18 protein-coding genes are annotated in these 17,692 nt (G+C 66.9%); 1 reads left to right on the forward strand and 17 read right to left on the reverse strand.

What is annotated here, in order from left to right:
• The first annotated feature begins 25 nt into the window (after positions 1–25).
• A complete protein-coding gene (locus RS85_RS03380) occupies positions 26–1,087 on the forward strand; it encodes a YihY/virulence factor BrkB family protein (RefSeq protein WP_046012024.1) in 1,062 nt (353 codons plus the stop codon).
• A 25-nt stretch (positions 1,088–1,112) separates the two neighbouring features.
• Here the strand turns inward: RS85_RS03380 and RS85_RS03385 are convergent, their stop codons facing one another.
• From RS85_RS03385 to RS85_RS03465, 17 genes are all read right to left on the reverse strand, one after another.
• Positions 1,113–1,754, reverse strand: a complete 642-nt coding sequence (locus RS85_RS03385) for a hypothetical protein (protein ID WP_152642321.1) — start codon at positions 1,752–1,754, stop codon at positions 1,113–1,115.
• A gap of 31 nt (positions 1,755–1,785) precedes the next feature.
• The gene (locus RS85_RS03390; protein ID WP_235282319.1) at positions 1,786–3,228 is read right to left on the reverse strand and encodes an ABC transporter substrate-binding protein; all 1,443 of its coding nucleotides are present in this window, start codon (positions 3,226–3,228) and stop codon (positions 1,786–1,788) included.
• A 64-nt stretch (positions 3,229–3,292) separates the two neighbouring features.
• Positions 3,293–4,246, reverse strand: coding sequence for a carbohydrate ABC transporter permease (locus tag RS85_RS03395; protein WP_046012025.1), 954 nt, complete (start codon positions 4,244–4,246; stop codon positions 3,293–3,295).
• Positions 4,246–5,154: a carbohydrate ABC transporter permease gene (locus RS85_RS03400; protein ID WP_046012098.1), complete on the reverse strand. Its 909-nt coding sequence runs from the start codon at positions 5,152–5,154 to the stop codon at positions 4,246–4,248. Before RS85_RS03400 ends, RS85_RS03395 begins: the two co-directional genes overlap by 1 nt.
• A gap of 110 nt (positions 5,155–5,264) precedes the next feature.
• Positions 5,265–6,041, reverse strand: coding sequence for a TetR/AcrR family transcriptional regulator (locus RS85_RS03405; protein ID WP_046012026.1), 777 nt, complete (start codon positions 6,039–6,041; stop codon positions 5,265–5,267).
• Positions 6,042–6,079: 38 nt separating this feature from the next.
• A complete protein-coding gene (locus RS85_RS03410) occupies positions 6,080–6,511 on the reverse strand; it encodes a hypothetical protein (RefSeq protein WP_046012027.1) in 432 nt (143 codons plus the stop codon).
• 69 nt (positions 6,512–6,580) lie between these two features.
• Positions 6,581–7,492 (reverse strand): dihydrodipicolinate synthase family protein, encoded by a 912-nt coding sequence (locus RS85_RS03415; RefSeq protein ID WP_046012099.1) that lies wholly within the window; start codon positions 7,490–7,492, stop codon positions 6,581–6,583.
• Positions 7,486–8,313: an SDR family oxidoreductase gene (locus RS85_RS03420; protein ID WP_046012028.1), complete on the reverse strand. Its 828-nt coding sequence runs from the start codon at positions 8,311–8,313 to the stop codon at positions 7,486–7,488. The genes RS85_RS03415 and RS85_RS03420 overlap by 7 nt, the downstream gene beginning before the upstream one ends.
• 17 nt (positions 8,314–8,330) lie before the next feature.
• Entirely contained in the window at positions 8,331–9,416 is a 1,086-nt protein-coding gene (locus RS85_RS03425; RefSeq protein WP_046012029.1) for a mandelate racemase/muconate lactonizing enzyme family protein, read from the reverse strand.
• A gap of 42 nt (positions 9,417–9,458) precedes the next feature.
• Positions 9,459–10,316, reverse strand: a complete 858-nt coding sequence (locus RS85_RS03430; protein ID WP_052703351.1) for a carbohydrate ABC transporter permease — start codon at positions 10,314–10,316, stop codon at positions 9,459–9,461.
• Positions 10,313–11,266, reverse strand: coding sequence for a carbohydrate ABC transporter permease (locus RS85_RS03435; protein ID WP_052703353.1), 954 nt, complete (start codon positions 11,264–11,266; stop codon positions 10,313–10,315). Before RS85_RS03435 ends, RS85_RS03430 begins: the two co-directional genes overlap by 4 nt.
• A gap of 7 nt (positions 11,267–11,273) precedes the next feature.
• Positions 11,274–12,527: an ABC transporter substrate-binding protein gene (locus tag RS85_RS03440; RefSeq protein WP_046012030.1), complete on the reverse strand. Its 1,254-nt coding sequence runs from the start codon at positions 12,525–12,527 to the stop codon at positions 11,274–11,276.
• Positions 12,528–12,624: 97 nt separating this feature from the next.
• A complete protein-coding gene (locus RS85_RS03445) occupies positions 12,625–13,338 on the reverse strand; it encodes a FadR/GntR family transcriptional regulator (protein WP_046012031.1) in 714 nt (237 codons plus the stop codon).
• Between the two features lie 138 nt (positions 13,339–13,476).
• Positions 13,477–14,346, reverse strand: coding sequence for a dihydrodipicolinate synthase family protein (locus RS85_RS03450; RefSeq protein ID WP_046012032.1), 870 nt, complete (start codon positions 14,344–14,346; stop codon positions 13,477–13,479).
• On the reverse strand, positions 14,343–15,974 hold the full coding sequence (locus RS85_RS03455; protein ID WP_046012033.1) for a tripartite tricarboxylate transporter permease: 1,632 nt from the start codon (positions 15,972–15,974) through the stop codon (positions 14,343–14,345). The genes RS85_RS03450 and RS85_RS03455 overlap by 4 nt, the downstream gene beginning before the upstream one ends.
• Positions 15,971–16,498 (reverse strand): tripartite tricarboxylate transporter TctB family protein, encoded by a 528-nt coding sequence (locus RS85_RS03460; protein WP_046012034.1) that lies wholly within the window; start codon positions 16,496–16,498, stop codon positions 15,971–15,973. The genes RS85_RS03455 and RS85_RS03460 overlap by 4 nt, the downstream gene beginning before the upstream one ends.
• Positions 16,499–16,594: 96 nt before the next feature.
• On the reverse strand, positions 16,595–17,584 hold the full coding sequence (locus tag RS85_RS03465) for a tripartite tricarboxylate transporter substrate binding protein (protein ID WP_046012035.1): 990 nt from the start codon (positions 17,582–17,584) through the stop codon (positions 16,595–16,597).
• Positions 17,585–17,692 lie beyond the last annotated feature (108 nt).

Raw genomic sequence — 17,692 nt, forward strand, 5'->3', positions numbered from 1 at the left:
GGGTCCGCCCGACAGGGAAGGAATCATGAATACCTCCGACACCGCCGCCCGCGGCACTCGAGACCCGGAAGCGGCCGGCAAGCCCGATTCTCCGGACGACCTGCACAAGCGATCGTGGAAGTACGTGCTGCAGAAGACGATCCGAGAGTTCTCGTCGGATCAGTGCACCGACATCGCTGCAGCGCTCACCTACTTCGCCGTGCTGTCGCTCTTCCCCGGCCTCATCGCGATCTTCTCCCTCCTCGGCGTCTTCGGGCAGGGCAAGGCGGCGAGCGATGCCGTGCTGGGCATCATCGAGCAGGTGGCTCCCGGCGAGACGGTCGAGACCATCCGGGGTCCGATCGAGCAGGTGGCTGAGTCTCCGGGAGCCGGATTCGCGCTCATCACCGGCATCCTGCTGGCCATCTGGTCGGCATCCGGCTACGTCGGCGCCTTCAGCCGTGCGATGAACCGCATCTACGAGATCGAGGAGGGGCGTCCGTTCTGGAAGCTCAAGCCCACCCAGCTGCTCGTCACCGTCATCACGGTCGCGCTGATCGCGCTCACCGCCGTCATCCTCGTCGTCTCGGGCCCCGTCGCCACGGCGATCGGTGACGCGCTCGGTCTCGGCGACGTCGCGCAGACCATCTGGTCGATCGCCAAGTGGCCGGTCCTCGCTTTCATCGTGGTCTTGATCGTGGCGATCCTGTACTACGCGACTCCCAACGCGAAGCAGCCGAAGTTCCGCTGGATCAGTATCGGCGCGCTGCTGGCGATCATCGTCCTCGCGCTGGCGACACTCGGCTTCGGTTTCTACGTGGGGAACTTCTCCAACTACGACCGCACATACGGCTCGCTGGCCGGCGTGATCATCTTCCTGCTCTGGCTCTGGATCGCCAACCTCGCGCTGCTCTTCGGCGCGGAGTTCGATGCCGAGCTGGAACGCGGACGCCAACTGCAGGCGGGGATGCCGGCGGAGGAGGACATCCAGCTGCCTCCGCGCGACACCCGCAAGAGCGACAAGGCGGCCGAGAAGGAGCAGAAGGACGTCGAGGAAGGTCGACGGATCCGCCTGCAGGCGGGTGACGACGACCGCTCCGACAGCTGACGTCTCGGGAGAGCGCTTCGCCGGTTCACCCGAATGTCCCGAGCGCCTCCCGGTACCTCGTGCTGTCGTCACGGATGCCATCCGTGACGAGGAGGGCATGATCTCCCACCTGCCGGACGTGATCGCCGTGACAGGGGATGGTGACGATCTTGGTGAGGCCTCGGCGCCATGCCGCCGCGAGGGCGGCGAGATCTCGCCGCTCCGGGCTGTCCTCGAGCGCGGTGGGTCGCCTCGCCATGTGGGCCACCTGGCCGCGACGCTCCCACTCGCGGGACGACGCGTCGTCGAACACCTCCCTGCCGAACTCATCGCCCCACATCGGCCCCATGAGCTGCCGGAACAGGGCCTCGCGCTCTGGAGAGCCGTGCTGTGTGCTGAAGGCACGCTCGGTCAACGCCGGATCGTGCTCGATGCCCGCGTGGGCGACGACCTCGTGCCAGATACGCGCCCACTCCTCCGACCAACGGGACCGCGTCCCTTCATCCACCGGGGTCACCGCGGGGGCAGGTGAATCGACGAGCAGCGGTGGCAGCCCCTCGCCGTCCGGCCGCAGATCATGGGCCTCCCGCACCCAGAGCAGCTCGAGAAGAGGCTGAACCCGGTCGTCGACCGTGATGATCATGTCGTGCGGCCACGGATTGCCGGGCATCGGAGTCGTCGAACGCATCTCGCCATTCCACGTCATCGCGACCCGGCGATCAACCCCTCCGAGAAGGGCGGGCCGATGCGAAGCGCGGCGGGCCGACCGAAGTCGACCCGCCCGGGTGCGGGCTGCTCAGCCCGCAGTCGCGTTCTCGTAGGCGCGCATCGCGGCATCCTGCGCATCGGCGAGAGCCTGCTCGGGGTCCTTGTCGCCGAGCAGAGCCGCGGTGATCGCGTTGTTCAGCTCGTTCTGGATCTCCTGGCCCGCGGGCGAGGAGCCGAACGACTGTCCGTAGTCGACCACGTCGTAGAACGTCGAGATGACCTGGTCGAATCCGGCGTTGCCGGTCTCGACCACGAACTTCTCGCGGATCGCCTGGTCGGCCGCCGGCGAACCGGTGAAGAGACCCGTGTTCAGGCCGCCGTCGGTCTCGAGCGTCTGGGCTCGAGCCTCGCCTGCCGCCATCCACGCGTCGTCGGAGGTGAGGTTGATCATCCAGGCGCAGGCCGCCGCCGGGTTCTTCGCCCCCCACCGGAACCACGAACGCGGTACCGGACGCGACCGAGAACGGCTCGCCGTCCGCATCACGGAACGGCACCGCCTCGATGTCGATCTGGTCGGCGTACGGGCTGAGGACGTTCGGGTACCACTGTGCGTTCACCTGCGCGCCGACCTGACCGGCGACGTACTGGTTGTTGTCGCCGAAGGTGTCGAAGGAATCCGTGAAGCTCTTCACGCCCGCGAATCCACCCTGCGCGTCGGTGATCTGCTTGAGCAGCTCGATGCCGGCGATGTTGCTCTCGTCGTCGAGCGTCGGTGCGCCCTCGTCATCGGTGAGCTGACCGCCCATGCCGAGGATCCAGAGCGGACCCTGTCCTGTCGCGACGGGGTCGAGCCCGAGACGCGTCGGCACGCCGCCCGACTCCTCGTACATCTTGCCGATCGCCTCGAGGAGCACGTCGGGCTTCGAGGTGTCGATCTGGTCGGGGGTCACCCCGGCCTCGGCGAGCACGGTCTTGTTCACGAGGATCGCGGGCGGCTGGTAGAACTGCGGCACCGCCCAGACAGCGTCGTCGTAGGTCACGTCGTCGACCACCGACGGATACCAGTGCTCGTCGGGCGTCACGTCCTGCGCGGCGAAGCACTCGTCCAGCGACAGGATGAGCCCCTGCGCGGCGTAGGTGGTGACGTAGCGCCGGTCCATCTGCACGACGTCGGGCACATCGCCGCTGGCGATGCGAGTGGTGAACTTCTGCGCGTCGAAAACCGTGGCGTCGAGGTCGACCTCGACGTCGCTCAGCTGCTCGGCGGCGTAGTCCATCCGCGAGGTTCCGACGTCGTCGGCGTTCTCGAATCCCCAGGCCTTCAGCGTGCCGGTGGGCGCGGCGTCGAAGTCGGCGTCACCGCCGCCTTCACCGGCTCCTCCTCCGCTGCAGCCGGCGAGCACGAGTGCGGATGCCGCGGCCATCGCGGCGAATCCCAGAATGCGCTTGTGCATCTCTTTCCCTTTCGATCGTGTGTTCTCTCTTGGTGTGTGGCTCATGGCGTCATCCCTCACGCCGTCATCCTTTACGTCCCTGCGTGGCCACGCCCTCGATGAAGTAGCGCTGGCCGAAGGCGAAGAGGATGAGCATCGGAAGGGTGACGATGAGCGAGGCCACCATGACGTACTGATAGTCGCCGTGCCCGCCGGCGGTCGGGCTGTACTTGGTCATCGCATAGGCGATGCCGAGCGGGGCCGTGAAGTCGTCGACCGAGCCGGCATTGAGGTAGATGAGTGCGGCCTGCAGGTTGTTCCAGCTCGCCTGGAACTCGAACAGGAACACGATCACGAACGAGGGGATCGACAACGGCATCGCGATCCGCCAGAACAGCCCCCAGTAGCTGGCGCCGTCGAGACGAGCGGCCTCGAACAGCTCTCGCGGAAGACCCAGGAAGAACTGTCGCTGGAGGAAGATGTAGAACGCCGAGCCGAAGAGGTTCATGCCCCACAGCGGTACCCACGTGCCCAGCATCCCGGTCTCCTTCCAGATGAGGTAGATCGGGATCATCGTGACGGCGCCGGGAAGCATCATGGTTCCGAGCACAAGGCCGAACAGCAGCCCGCGTCCGGGGAACTTGAAGTAGGCGAACCCGAACGCGACGATCGAGCTCGAGATGGCCACCGCTCCGGCTGCGAGCACCGCGATCGCGACGCTGTTCCACATCCAGCTCAGCAGCGGAAGCTGGTTCCAGACCTCGACATAGTTCTCGGGGACGAAGGTCTTCGGGATCAGCGAGTTGTCGAAGACCTCGCCGCGCGGCTTGAGGCTGGCGGCGAGCAACCAGACGAAGGGATAGAGGAACAGCAGCCCGAACACGACCAGGATGAGCGCGAGCACGATCCGCCCGGCGAGGGTCTTCGGCTGGGAGATCGCGCGACGCCAACGCGAGCGCTTCGGCACGGTGACCGCGGCGGTCTCGGACTCGAGAGCGGGAACCGCCGCAGGAGGCACCTGACGCAGTGACGACGACATCAACGGTCTCCCTCGTAGTAGACGAATCGATTCCCGAACTTCACCTGGATGACGGTGATGATCATGATGATCGCGAAGAGCAGCCAGGCCATGGCCGCGGCGAATCCGAAGTTGAACTGACGGAACGCCTGCTGGAACAGGTAGATCGCATAGAACAGCGACGCCTCCGGCGAGGAGTTGCTCTGATCTCGCCAGAACAGCAGGTACGCCTGGTCGAAGATCTGGAAGGCGGCGATCGACAGCACGATCACGTTGAAGAACATCGCGCCGGAGATCATCGGCAGAGTGATCGAGAAGAACCTTCGGATGGGGCCTGCGCCGTCGAGCGACGCGACCTCGTAGAGTTCGGCCGGGACGTTCTTGAGCGCTGCGAGGAAGATCACCATGGTGCCCGCCACGCCCCACAGCGTCATGATGACGATGCTCGGCTTGACCCACGCCGGGTCGACGAGCCATTGCGGTCCTTCGATGCCGAAGAACCGGAGGAACTGGTTGATCGCGCCGGAGTTGCCGTTGAGCAGCAGGAAGAAGACCGCGGCCGTGGCGACGGCCGGTGTCATCTTCGGCAGGTAGTACAGCGTGCGGAAGAAGCCGGCACCGCGGCCCACGCGGTTGAGGAGCATCGCGAGGAGCAGGGCGAAGATGATCTCGAGCGGCACGGCCATCACGACGTAGAAGAGCGTGTTCGCGAGAGAGACGCCGACGCGCGGGTCCTCGAACAGGCGGGCGTAGTTGTCGATGCCGACCGGTCGCGCGGTGTTCGTCGCGAGGTTGTAGTTGCTGAACGAGATGTAGAGGCTGTAGATCATCGCGCCAGCCGTGAAGACGAGGAAGCCGATCAGCCAGGGAGCGATGAACAGGTATCCCGCCAGGGCCTCGCGCTTGTTGTAGTGCTGCTTCGCCTTCATGCCGGGATGGTAAGGCGGCGGACCGATGCGTCCAGGGGTCTTGCGCGACGGACCGCACATGTGCTTCTCGACGAGACCGCCGGTGGCGCGTCAGCGCATGATCGTCACGGTCACTCCGGTGCGCGGCCTGCGGCGAGACGCTCGAGGGCGTTCATCGTGCGCTCCAGACCGAAGCGGTAGGCGTGCTCCGTGTCGTGAGCACTGCCATGTGCCTCTCCCGCCGCGGTGCCGATGCGCGAGGCGAGCGGGTAGGCGTCGGGGTCGAGCACCTGCGACAGCAGCGGCCCGACGGCATCCCACCATTGCTGGTCGTCGCCGCCGGTGGCGCGCTGCGTCGCGCGGGCGGAGTGGATGTCGCGCGCGGCACCGCGGACGAAGCCGAGCAGATACGTGAGGGCGTCGTCGGTCGAGACGTCGTCGAGACCCGACCCGGCGAAGGCGGCGAGCTCGTACTCGTACTTGGCCAGCTGCCCGGGACCGAGCGGCGGCCGCTGGGTGGCCAGCTCTGCGGCCCACGGATGCCGCTCGAAGAGCCGCTTGTTGCTCTCGGCGACCGCGCGCACCCTCTCCTGCCATCCCGACTCGGGCAATGACGGACGCGGCATCGCGGCGTAGGTGGCGTCGAGCATGAGGTCCACGAGCTCGTCCCTGCTCGGCACGTAAGTGTAGAGACTCATGGGGCGCACCCCCAGCCGGTCGGCCAGTCGGCGCATCGTCAGTGCCGCGAGCCCGTCGTCGTCGGCAAGGGCGATGGCCGCGCTCACGATCGTGTCGATACTGAGTCCCCGTCGCGGGCCGCGGCGGGGGCTCGTGTCCTCCGGCAGGTGGTCGCGCCAGAGGAGACGCAGGGTCGCGGCAGGGTCTCCTGAGCTGGTGGCGTCGGTCACCCGTTCATTCTCCCGCGTCCGCGACCCGCGCCCCTCGCTCACATCTGCTCGTGCCACCCTCCGGCCACCATGGTCTGGAACTTCCAGCCGTCCGCCGTGCGCATGAGCAGGTCTCCGTAGCGCATCTGCGTCTCGATACCCTCGCTCACGAAGACGGCATCCGTGACGACGAAGCAGAGCGCCGGCGACAGGAAGATCGGATGCCGCGTCGACGTCATCTCGAGATCGCCCGAGCCGCCGACCACCTCCTGCATCTGTGCCAGGTACCTCTCCCGGTCACAGGGCGCGGCGAGGCCGTGCCCTGCGGCGTCGTCGGTGACCTCGTTGAGAGGGAACGACGCCAGGTCCGCCATTCCTTCGAGGTCGCCGGCCTGCACGAGCGCGTCGTAGCGCGCGAACCAGTCGAGGATCTCCTGCGTCTGCTCCGCGGAGGCGCCTGCTCCCGCGCTCGCCATAGTCACGTCCGTCATGTGTACTCCGATCGTCGAATTCATCAGCGTACATGCTACAACGTACTTTGTACGGCGTTTAGTCCAAGGTCAGACTTCGGCCAGATACTCGTCGACCGTGCGGCCCAGATCGTCGAGGCGGGCGCGATCCTCTGCCGTGAGCCGACGGAACGGCCGGCGGCAGTCACCGAGCGATCCCGCTCGCCCCGCATCGCGACCGGAGAGGTACTTCGCAGCCGGGAAGACATCGACCGCGACCAGTTCTGCGATGACGTGGTTGATCCGAGCCTGCACCTGCTGAGCACCCGCGAGATCTCCGGCGTCAAGCAGCGCACGGGCCGCGCGGAACAGTTCGATCTGGAGTCCGACCGTCGTGCCGATCGTTCCTCGTGCCCCCGCCGCGATGGCAGGGACGAAAACCTCGTCGAAGCCGTTGATGTAGGCCTTGTCCGGGAAGGCTGTCTTCATCCGCTCCAGCGCGTACATGTTGTGCGCCGTCTGCTTGACGCCGATGACGCGGGGGTCGCCGAGGAGTTCGGCACCGGAATCGACCGTGAATTCGGTCCCGGTGAACTGGGGGATGTTGTAGACGATCAGCGGCAGATCCACCGCGTCGAGCACCGCGCGATAGTGGTCGATGACCGCCTGGTTGCCGTAGGAGTAGTAGATCGGAGGGATCATCGAGATCGCCGACGCACCGCTCCGCCGCGCTCGCTGGGCCAGGTCGATCGCCTCTCTGGTGGAGAGGGCGCCCACGTGCGCCACGACGGGGATCCGCCCGTCCGCCGCGGCGACAGCCGTCTCGACGACGGCGGTGCGCTCATCAGCCGAGAGCAGCAGTCCTTCGCCGGACGAACCACAGCAGTAGATGCCCTCGACTCCACGGGAGACGTAGTTCTCGACGAGCGTCGTGATGGCGCCGGTGTCCACTTCGTCGTCCGCGTCATAGGGCGTGGCGATCGCGGCCATCAAGACGCCGAGTTCTGCGGCGGTGATCACCATGCCGTCCACCCGCCGTCGACGACCAGGTTCGCGCCGGTCATGTAGCTCGACGCATCGGACAGCAGGAAGACCGCTGCGCCGTTGAAGTCCGTCGCCTCGGCCATCCGGCCGACGGGGATGCGATCGGTGTAGTTCTTCTGGAACGTGGCGTCCTGAGTGTCGCGCCCGACCCCCGACGGCGTGAGCGTGTTGACGCGGATGCCCTGCCGCCCCCAGTACGTGGCGCAGTAGCGGGTGAGGTTGTAGAGCCCGGACTTCGCCGCGGAGTAGGCCACCGGCTTCACGAACGGCACACCGGTCTGCTCCTCCTTGTAGGAGTAGATGTCCTGCACCGGCGAGACCATGCCGTAGATCGATCCGACGTTGATGATGGATCCAGACCTGCCCGCCGCCCGCATACGCGAGCCGGCCGCCTGGGTGACGATGAACGTGCCGACGAGGTTCACGTCCACGACCTCGCGGAACACCTCGACCGGGAAATCCTCGAACGGGCCGGAGACCTCGGGCGGCGCGCTGGGCTGCGTGTCGATCCCGGCATTGTTGATCACGGCATCCGGCGCAGCCCCCCACTCGTGCTCGATCGCGTCGAGCCCCCGTTCGACGCTCTCCTTCGAGACGATGTCGATCGCGACGGGAAGCAGACGATCGCTGTCGGCGATGTCGGGGAAGACGTGGCGCAGTGCCTCGGTGTCGGCCGAGCGGGATGCCACGGCGACGCGAGCGCCACGCGCGTGCAGCTCGCGCACGAACGCCGCCCCGATCTGACCGAGGCCGCCCGTGACGAGCACGATGCGATGGGAGACGTCGAAGATGTCTGTCATGGTGTTGGTTCCTCCGCTCAGCGCACCGCGAGGCGCGCGAGGTTCTCTCGGTCGTATTCGAGGCCGTTGCCGGGGTTCTGATTCGGTACGAAGAAGCCCTTCTGCGGCAGCTGCGGCGTGATGACTCCGAGGTCGGAGAGCGTGCCGCCGTCCGTCATCTCGCCGAACAGCGCGTTGGGCACCGCACAGAGCACGTTCGCGGTGAGCTCCATGACGAAGTGGGGCGTCATAGGAGCGTTGTACGCGCGTCCGAGCGCGGCGATGTCCATGTACGGAGTGATGCCGCCGACCCTGCCCACGTCGGCCTGGATGAAGTCGCAGGCGTCGGCGACCAGATACTGGTTGAACTGCTGCAACGTGTAGACGTTCTCGCCCAGGCCGATCGGGATCGGCGATCGGGCACGAAGGCGGGCATGCGACTCGACGTCGTCGACTCGAAGGGGCTCCTCGACCCAGTAGAGATTCAGATCGCGGAAGCGCGTGACCGCACGCACGGCCTCACCGTAGGTCCAGCCCTGGTTCGCATCGACCATGAGCGGGTACTCGCCGACCGCTTCGCGGATCTTCGTCAGGCGGTACACGTCCTCCTCGAGGTCGGGCTTTCCCACCTTGACCTTGCCCGCGGCGTAGCCGTCGGCCTTCCACTCCTTGACCTGTTCGACGACCTCCTCGGCCGACAGGTTGAGGTTGATGCCGCTGCCGTAGAGCGCCACCCGATCGCGGACCTGCCCGAGCAGCTTGACGAGCGGCTGCTGATAGTTCTTACCCAGCAGATCCCACAGCGCGATGTCGATCGCGGCGATCGCGAGAGTCGTGGTGCCGCCCGGACCGTTGTCGCGCAGGTACTGCCACGAGTGGTGCCAGATGCCCCGGGGATTGACCTCCTTGCCGATGAGCGTCGGAATGAGTTCGCGGAGCGCGGCCATCATCATCTGCCCGCCGACACCCGAGGTGTGGCTGAAGCCGGTGCCGACGAGTCCGGTGTCGGTCGTGATGTCGGCGAGGATGATCTCGATGTGAGTGACCTTGTGGATCTGATCTCCCCACGGCCCCTTGGGGAGGGGGATCCGGGAGAGCTGGATGTCGATGGATTCGATTTTCACGCGTGGTCCTTCCGATGAGCGTGGGCGGCGATGGATGGCGGGTCAGCCCTTGACGGCGCCCGCGGCGAGACCGGCGACGAGCCGCTTCTGCACGATCAGGAAGCCGATCACGACGGGCATCACCGACAGCACTCCCCCGGCGGTGAGCAGATCCCAGCGGATCTGGTACTCGCCGATGAAGAGGTGCAGCCCCACGGGTAGCGTGCGCGTGGCGGTCTGCGAGGTGAATGTCAGGGCGTAGAGGAATTCGTTCCAGGTGAGGATGAACGCGTAAGTGCCGGCCGCAACCATCCCGGGACGCAGGAGCGGCAGCAGGAGGATGCGGATGATCTGCGCCGAGGACGCGCCGTCGATCTGTCCGGCCTCTTCGATCTCGCGCGGGATGGAGTCCGCGAAGCCCTTGAGGAGCCAGGTCGCGAACGGCGTGGCGAAGGCGGAGTGCACGAGCGCCAGCCCGAGGGTCGTGTCCATCAGGCCCATGCCGCGCAGCTGACCCTGCAGGGAGATCACGAGCAGCACTGCGGGAAACATCTGCGCGAGCAGAAGGCCGATCATCACGGCGCCGCGACCCCGGAAATCGAACCGCGACATCGCGATCGCCGCCCCCGTCGAGACGACCAGAGTGATCGGCACCGCGATGGCCGCCACCGTCAGACTGTTGCGGAGATAGTTCAGGAAGGGCGTCGTCGTCACGAGCTCCTCGTAGGAGGCGATCGTGAACTCCGACGGGATGAGGTTCGCTCCCGCTCCGACGAGCTCTTCACGCGGCGTGAGCGACGTGAGAAGCATGACGATATACGGGCCGAGCACGAGCGCGAGTACGCCCAGCAGGGCGATCCCGAATCCGGTCCTCCCGGCGTAGCGTCCGACGCGCATCCGGGTGGGAGTCATGGAGCTCATCGGGTGGCGTCCTTCCTGGTCAGGCGCACGTAGAGCGCGATGAACACCGCGAGGAAGAGCGCCTGGATGACGGCGTAGGCGGCGCCCGATCCGAAGTCGCTCGCCTTGTAGGTGGTGAGGTACGACTCCAGGGCGAGCGTGGTCGAAGAGGTTCCCGGTCCTCCGCCGGTGAGGATGAAGATCAGGTCGACGTAGTTCGAGGTCCAGATCAGGCGGAGCAGCGTGGTGATGAGGATCGTCGGGAGGATGGCGGGGAGAACCACGTGCCGGAACACCGACACCGGTCCGCAGCCGTCGATCTGCGCCGACTCCTTGAGCTCCCCCGACACACTCTGGAGAGCGGCGAGGATCATGATCGCGAAGAGCGGGATGCCCTGCCAGACGTCGATCATGACGAGCGTCGGCAGCGCGGTGCTGTTCTGGGACAGGAACTCGATCGGCGCATCGATGATGCCGGCCCCGAGGAGCCACTGGTTGAGGACGCCGTTGTTGGGATCGAGGATCCATTTCCACATGAGCGCGACGAGCACACTCGGCGTGGCCCACGGGATCATGATGAGCCCGCGGTAGACACCCCGCATCGGGAAGCGGTTGTTGAGCATGAGGGCGAGGCTCAGCCCACCCACGAGCTGCAGGGCTACGGCGCCGAACGTCCAGATCGCCGTACGACCCAGGGTCGGCACGAACTCCGCCGTACCGATCACGTTGGCGAAGTTCTGGAATCCGACGAAGTCCAGGACGCCCGTGAACACGCTGACGTCGTTGAGCGAGAACCAGATGGATCGGACCAGGGGATAGCCGGCGAACACGGCGACGAGGAGGACCGCCGGCGCGAGCAGCACGAGGGGCGCGAGCGTGGCCCGACGTGCCGGCCGACGCCGCCGGGTCACCGACCGGCGCGGAGCCGGCCGGCCGGTGACGACGGCCTCGGTGAGTGTGGAGCTTGTCATTTCGGCCTCAGCGCAGGATGTCGGCCATCGTGGTCAGCGCGTCCTGGCTGCTGATCTCACCTTGGAACGCCTGCTGGATCAGCGGATTCCACTCCTTCGCCGCGAGTTCGGCCACGCCGGCAAGGGCAGGCCAGGTCTTCGCGGTGCGGATCGCGTCGACGGCGACGGCGAGTTGCGGGTCGCTCGTGTAGGCGTCGGTGCTGATGACCGACTCCAGCACGGGTAGCTGTCCCTGCGGCGAGGCCGACATCTTCTCCATCTGCGCCTCCTCGCTCAGCCAGGAGACCCACTCCCACGCGGCATCCTTCTTGTCGGAACCTTCGAGGATCACGTTGCCGCTCATACTGCCGAGCGTCGCACCCGGCTTGCCGTCGCCCGTGGGGATCGGCACGACGCCGAGATTGTCGCCGAAGACTCCCTGCAGTTCCTTCAACGAGCCGGGGTGGTGGATCATCATGCCGGTCAGACCCTCGACGAAGTTGGTCTTCACGTCGGCGAACGCGGCCGTGATCGATCCGGGAGGCGCCGCCTGAAGGTCGGTGACGATGCTCAGGTAGTCCTCATTGACAGCCACGGCGTCGTCATCGTCGAGAACGATCTCGCCGCTGTCGTCGACGACCGAGGCGCCGCCCGCGTACATCCACGCGAGCCACTGGTCCTGCCCGCCTGCGCCGCCGCGCACGTCCATGCCGTAGCGGCCGTCGCCGGTCAGCGCGGCCGCGGCATCGAGAAGGTCCTGCTGCGACTTCGGCGGCTCGAGACCGAGTTCCGCGAAGTAGTCGACGCGGTAGTAGAGGTAGAGGGTCGTGTACTGGTGCGGGAGCATGTAGACCGCGTCCTCGCCGGGCAGCTCGCCCGTCGCCCAGAGGGAGTCGACGACGTCGTCGGACGCCTCCCACTCGTCGATGTAGGGAGTGAGGTCGGCGATGGCGCCCTCGGGAGCGAACTGCCCGAGCCACCAGTCCTTGCTCCGCGCGGCATCGGGGCCGGTACCGTTCATCGCCGACGACACCAGTTGGTTCTGATACTGATCGAGCGGTATGGTCTCGAGCACGACCTCGACGTCGTCCTGCGAGCCGTTGAACTCCTCGGCGAGCTCAGTCCAGGTCGCGTCGGTCGCGTCGTCCTGCCAGAGCCAGTACGTGATCTCGACGGGGCCGTCGCTCTCGGCATCCGACGGTGCGCTGCTCGCGCAGCCCGCCGTGAGCGCAGCGACTCCGAGAACAGCCACCGCAGGGAGGAATCTCTTCGTGAAGCTCATGATGTGTACTCCTTCGTCCATCAATTGAGGGTGTTGGCGTCTTGCGTGAAATCGATTTCAGATCCGCGGAGAGAAAGCGTGGATATGACCGGTCGGTTCAGACCGTCAGGTCCGCCGTCGCCCCGAAGGCGATGTCGGGATAGCGGTTGCGCACACCGTAGAAGTGCGCGTCGAGCTCGTGCACGGCTCGGCGGGTGTCGCCGGCCTCGATCGCATCGATGATGCGGCCGTGCATCGCGGCGATCACGGGGTCCTCTTCGACCTTGTCGCTCTCCGACGCGGAGAAGACGACCCAGAAGGAATGCAGGAACTGATCGAGGAAGGCGTTGCCCATCGGCGCCAGCAGGCCGCGATGGAACTGCTGGTCCTGTTCCGCGAAGCTCTCGCCCCGAAGAGCCCGCTCCACCATCTGCTCCGACAGCGTCCGCAGCCGAACGAGATCGTCCGTCGTGAGCCGCGGGATCACCATCGGCAGAAGCGACGTCTCGAGCGCGTGCCGCACCTCGAGCAGTTCTCGCGTCGCGGACTCGGGATCGTCGACGAAGGCGATCCATCGCGTTGCGAGATCCGCTGCGCGGAAGCCGCGCCACACGCGTCGCGCACCCTGTCGTGAGACGACGACGCCGAATGCCTCGAGTACGCCGAGCGCTTCGCGCACCCGTTGACGGCCCAGTCCGAGCTCGTCCCCGAGATCTGCTTCGGAAGGAAGCGCGTCCCCGGGCTGGATGCCGGAACGCTGCAGGTGCTGGGCGAGGCGCCGATACAGCGCGTCAGACAAGTCGAGGTCTTCCTCCGCATACTTGTCCGACATGTTCTAGCGCTCCTTCACGCAATTTCGGGCTTGAAGCCCGAACTACAGCGTAGAGCTTCGCTGGATTGTCGTCAAGTGCCCGCCGAGTCGCTGTTTCTTGTCGGACAAGTGCGCCAGTCGCGTTCTCCGAGCCCCGCCTCAGCGGTGCGCGGCCACCACCCTCGCGACGGCCTCGCGCTCGGCATCCGTCGGCTCGGCGATCGCCATACGGCAGTGCGTGTCGACGACGTCGAGCACGCGGTACGCCTCTTTCATGCGGGCCATGTCGCCACCGATGAGCGCGACCACGTCGTCGACCGCGACCTGGGCGGCGGCGATCGCTGCCGCATCCCCGGACCGACCGGCATCGGCCAGCGCGCGGAACGGCCTCGGCGTCACGGACGAGACTCCGGAGACGACACCCTGCGCGCCGACCCCGACGGCCGCGATGAGGTCGCGGTCGGCACCGGTGTAGAGCTCGAAGTCCGCCGGGACGGCGGCGCGATAGGCCGCGATGTCGTCGAGCGAGAGCTCGCTGATCTTCGCGCCGACCACGTTCGGCAGCGTCGACAGGCGCACCAGCAGCTCGGGCGAGACCGGGTTGCCGCTGCGCGCCGGGTAGATGTACACGTACAGTCGGCCGTCGCCGACGGCATCCGACACCGCGAGGTAGTACTCGAAGATCGAGTCGTCGGTGGCCGGCAGGTAGTACGGGGTGAGGGCGGCGAACTCGGTGGCTCCGAGCGCCCGCGCGGTGCGGGTGAGGCGCACGGCCTCGAACGTGCTCGGCTGGCCGACGTGCACGATCACGCGCATCCGGTCCTTCAGCTCGGCCAGCGCCGCCTCGACGAGAGCCTCGAACTCGGCGGCGTCGACGGCCGGGAACTCGCCCGTGGTGCCGAGGACGAAGGCACCTTCGTTGCCCGACCCGCCCACGAACCGGAAGATCGCTCGCGAGCCCTCCAGGTCGAGGCTCCCGTCGCGATGGAACGCGGTGGGAACGGCGGTCAGGATGTCGTAGCGGGTCACTTCTTGTTCTCCTTGCGGGTCTTCTTCGATGAGGGAGTGCGCACGGTCGACGTGAGCAGATCGCGATCGGCGGCGAGCTCGCCGTGCGCCTTCTCGATCTGCGCGACGCTCTCGTCGTGCAGGATCGAATCGGCCAGCGACGCCCGCTCGGCACGCGGGCGGCGTGCGGCACGGATGGCGGGCATCACGATCGAGAGCACGGCGAGCGCGAGCAGCACGATCGCGATCGGGCTGACCACCTCGAAGAACGGACGCGTCGGCAGGATCGCCAGCGTGCGGGCGAGGTTCTCCTCGGCGAGTGGGCCGAGGAGAAGGCCGAGGACCACCGGACCGGCCGGCACCTGCATGCGCTTGAGCATCACACCGACCACGCCGAACACGAGCATCGTGACGACGGTGGAGAGGCTGTTCGAGGTGGCGTAGGTGCCGATGATGCAGAAGATCAGGATGCCGCTCCACAGGTACGGCTGCGGAACGTCGAGCAGCTTCACCATGCCCTTCATGCGCACGAGGCTCAGCGCGAGGGACAGCAGCGTGGCGATCAGCATGATGCCCACGATCGAGACGACGAGGTCAGGCCGGTTCGTGAACAGCGTCGGGCCGGGCGTGATGCCCCAGATGATCATCGAGCCGATCATGACCGCCATCACCGAGTCGCCCGGGATGCCGAGCGCCATGGTGGTCGTGAGCGACCCGCCGAGCGTGGCGCTGGAGGCGGTGTCGGATGCCGCGACGCCCTCGATCGAGCCCTTGCCGAACATCTCGGGGTGCTTCGAGGCCTTGCGTGCGCGCTCCCATCCGATGAGACCGGCGATGTCGCCGCCGGCCGCCGGGATGAGTCCGACCCCGAGGCCGACCGCCCCGCCGACTGCGGTCGCCCGCCCGCTCTCCTTGAGCTCCGAGCGGTTCGGCCACCAGCGGCCGAGGCTCGAGATGGGGCGCACGTTCGACTTGCGGTAGGTGAGCAGCTGGTCGAACAGCTCGGCGATGCCGAACAGTCCGATGATCACGGCGATGAAGTTGACGCCTTCGACGAGTTCCAGCACCCCGAAGGTGTAGCGCTGGTCGGCGGTCGCGGCATACGTGCCCACGGTGCCGAGGGCGAGACCGAAGAGCCCAGCCAGGATGCCCTTGAGCATCGACTTCGACGAGATGCCGATCATGATCGAGATGCCGAAGACGACGAGGGCGAACAGCTCGGGCGATTTGAAGTAGTCACGGGCGAAGCTGGCGATCGGCACGGCGGCGACCGCGAACAGCACGAGCGACGCGAGGATGCCGACGGCCGAGACGAGCGCGGAGATCGTGAGCGCGAGCCCGGCTCGCCCCTGCTTCGCCATCGGGTATCCGTCGAGGGTGGTGGCGATGGATGCCGGTGTGCCCGGAGTGTTGATGAGGATCGAGGGGACCCGGTCGCCGAAGTTCGCGGCGACGTAGATGGTGAGGAGCACCGCGAGACCCTGCACGGGCTCGAGGGTCAACGTGAAGCCGGCTGCGAGCGCGACCGCCATGGTCGCGGTGATGCCGGGGAAGGCTCCGACCATGAAGCCGAGCACGAGGCCGACGAGCATGTAGAGCAGGATCGAGATGTCGAGGAGCGAGTTCAGCCCCTCCATGAGCGCGTTCACAGGGGAATCCTCAAGAGAATCCCGAACACGACGTAGACGAACGCCGTGACGAGGACGGAGTAGATGATGAGGCTCAGCCAACGACGGTGGCCGTAGACGAGCATGAGGGCGGCCATCAGCAGCGCGGCGGCGACCGGGAAGATCTCGATCCGGTAGCCGAAGAGGATGACGGAGCCCAGCGACCACACGGCGATGAAGACACCGGTGATCACGAGAGTGAGGACGACGCGGAGGTAGCCGCCGGGCTGGATGCGATCCAGGTCTTCCCGGGTCGGCGCGGGCCGGGTGAGCGCCATGGCGAGGACGGCGATGGCGACGACGACGCCGGTGACGGCGATCACCATCGGCCAGAAGCGAGCGTCGATCTGTCCCGGGAGGGCTTCGCGGCGCAACGGGATCTGCGTGGTGAGGAAGAGATAGCCCGCCATGAAGGCGAGGGCGACGATGCCGAAGACGATCTCGAGCGGCCGGGAGGCGGCAGCGGCCTGGTGTTCGTCCTGCACGGCGATGTCGGAGGTCGACATGGTGCTCCTTCCTCAAGTGGAGAAGTGCGGATGCGGGATGGTGCGCTGCGGGGCCGGTGATGAGCCCGGCCCCGCAGCCTTCTCGATCGGGTCCTGTCAGCCCAGGAGGTCTTTGAACAGGGCGAACTGCTCGTCGACGAAGGTGGTCCACTCAGCCGAGTCGCGGTAGACGACGAGGTTTCCGGCATCCTTCTGGAACTGCTGGTAGGTGTCCGACTCGACGGCTTCCTTCACGGCGGCCTCGAGCTTCTCCTTCACGTCGTCCGGCAGGCCCTGGGGCGCGTAGATCCCGCCCCACCCGCCGAATTCGACGGCGTCGCCGGTGGCCTCTTCGACCGTCGGGACGTCGTCGGCGTCGGGATGACGCTCGTCGTTCATGACGGCGAGGATGCGCACGGCCTCGCCCTGCGCGAGTGCCTCTCCGAGTCCGGAGACGGCGGCGACGGTCTCACCGGATGCCGCGGCGGCCACGGCGGTAGCGCCACCGTCGTACGGAACGGGAGTGAACTCGGCGTCGGTCGCTTCGCCGAGGCCGAGGGTCGCAGCCTCCCAGATGGATCCGGCGCCGGAGTTGGCGACGGTGACCGCGCCGGACCCCGCCTGATCGATGAGGTCTTCCAGCGAGTCGATGCCGCTGTTCGCGCCGACGGTGATGACGCCGGGGGCGAGCATGATCTGGCCGAGCAGGTCGAAGTCCTCCGGGAGGACGTTCGCGCTCTGCGTGGTGTTCAGCATCGCGATCTCGACGGGAGCGAAGCCGATGACGTAGCCGTCGGGCTCCTGAGCGCCGACGTACTCCATGGCGAGAGCGCCGGCGGCGCCCGGCATGTTCTCCGCGATGACGCTGACGCCGAGGATCTTCTCCAGCTCGCCGGCGAGGGCGCGTGACGAGAGGTCGGATCCTCCGCCGGGGTTCGCCTGGATGATCAGACGGATGTCCTTTTCGGGGAACGTCGTCTCGGCGGCCGTCTCGCCACCGGACTCGGGGGCGGTCTCTTCGACTTTGGTGCAGGCCGACAGGACGAGGGCCGTGGCTGCCAGGGCGGCGATGGCTGCGGCCGCCCGGGTGATGCGCGTGCGGGGCATCTTTGCTCCTCTACATGGGTCGACCTTGTTGTCGACGTCGCGAGCGTAACAGTGTTGACTGTTAACAGTCAACACTTTCGATGGTGTCGCGCCCTCTCCGCCCCCGGC

Source organism: Microbacterium sp. SA39, from assembly GCF_000967865.1.
GTDB lineage: Bacteria > Actinomycetota > Actinomycetes > Actinomycetales > Microbacteriaceae > Microbacterium.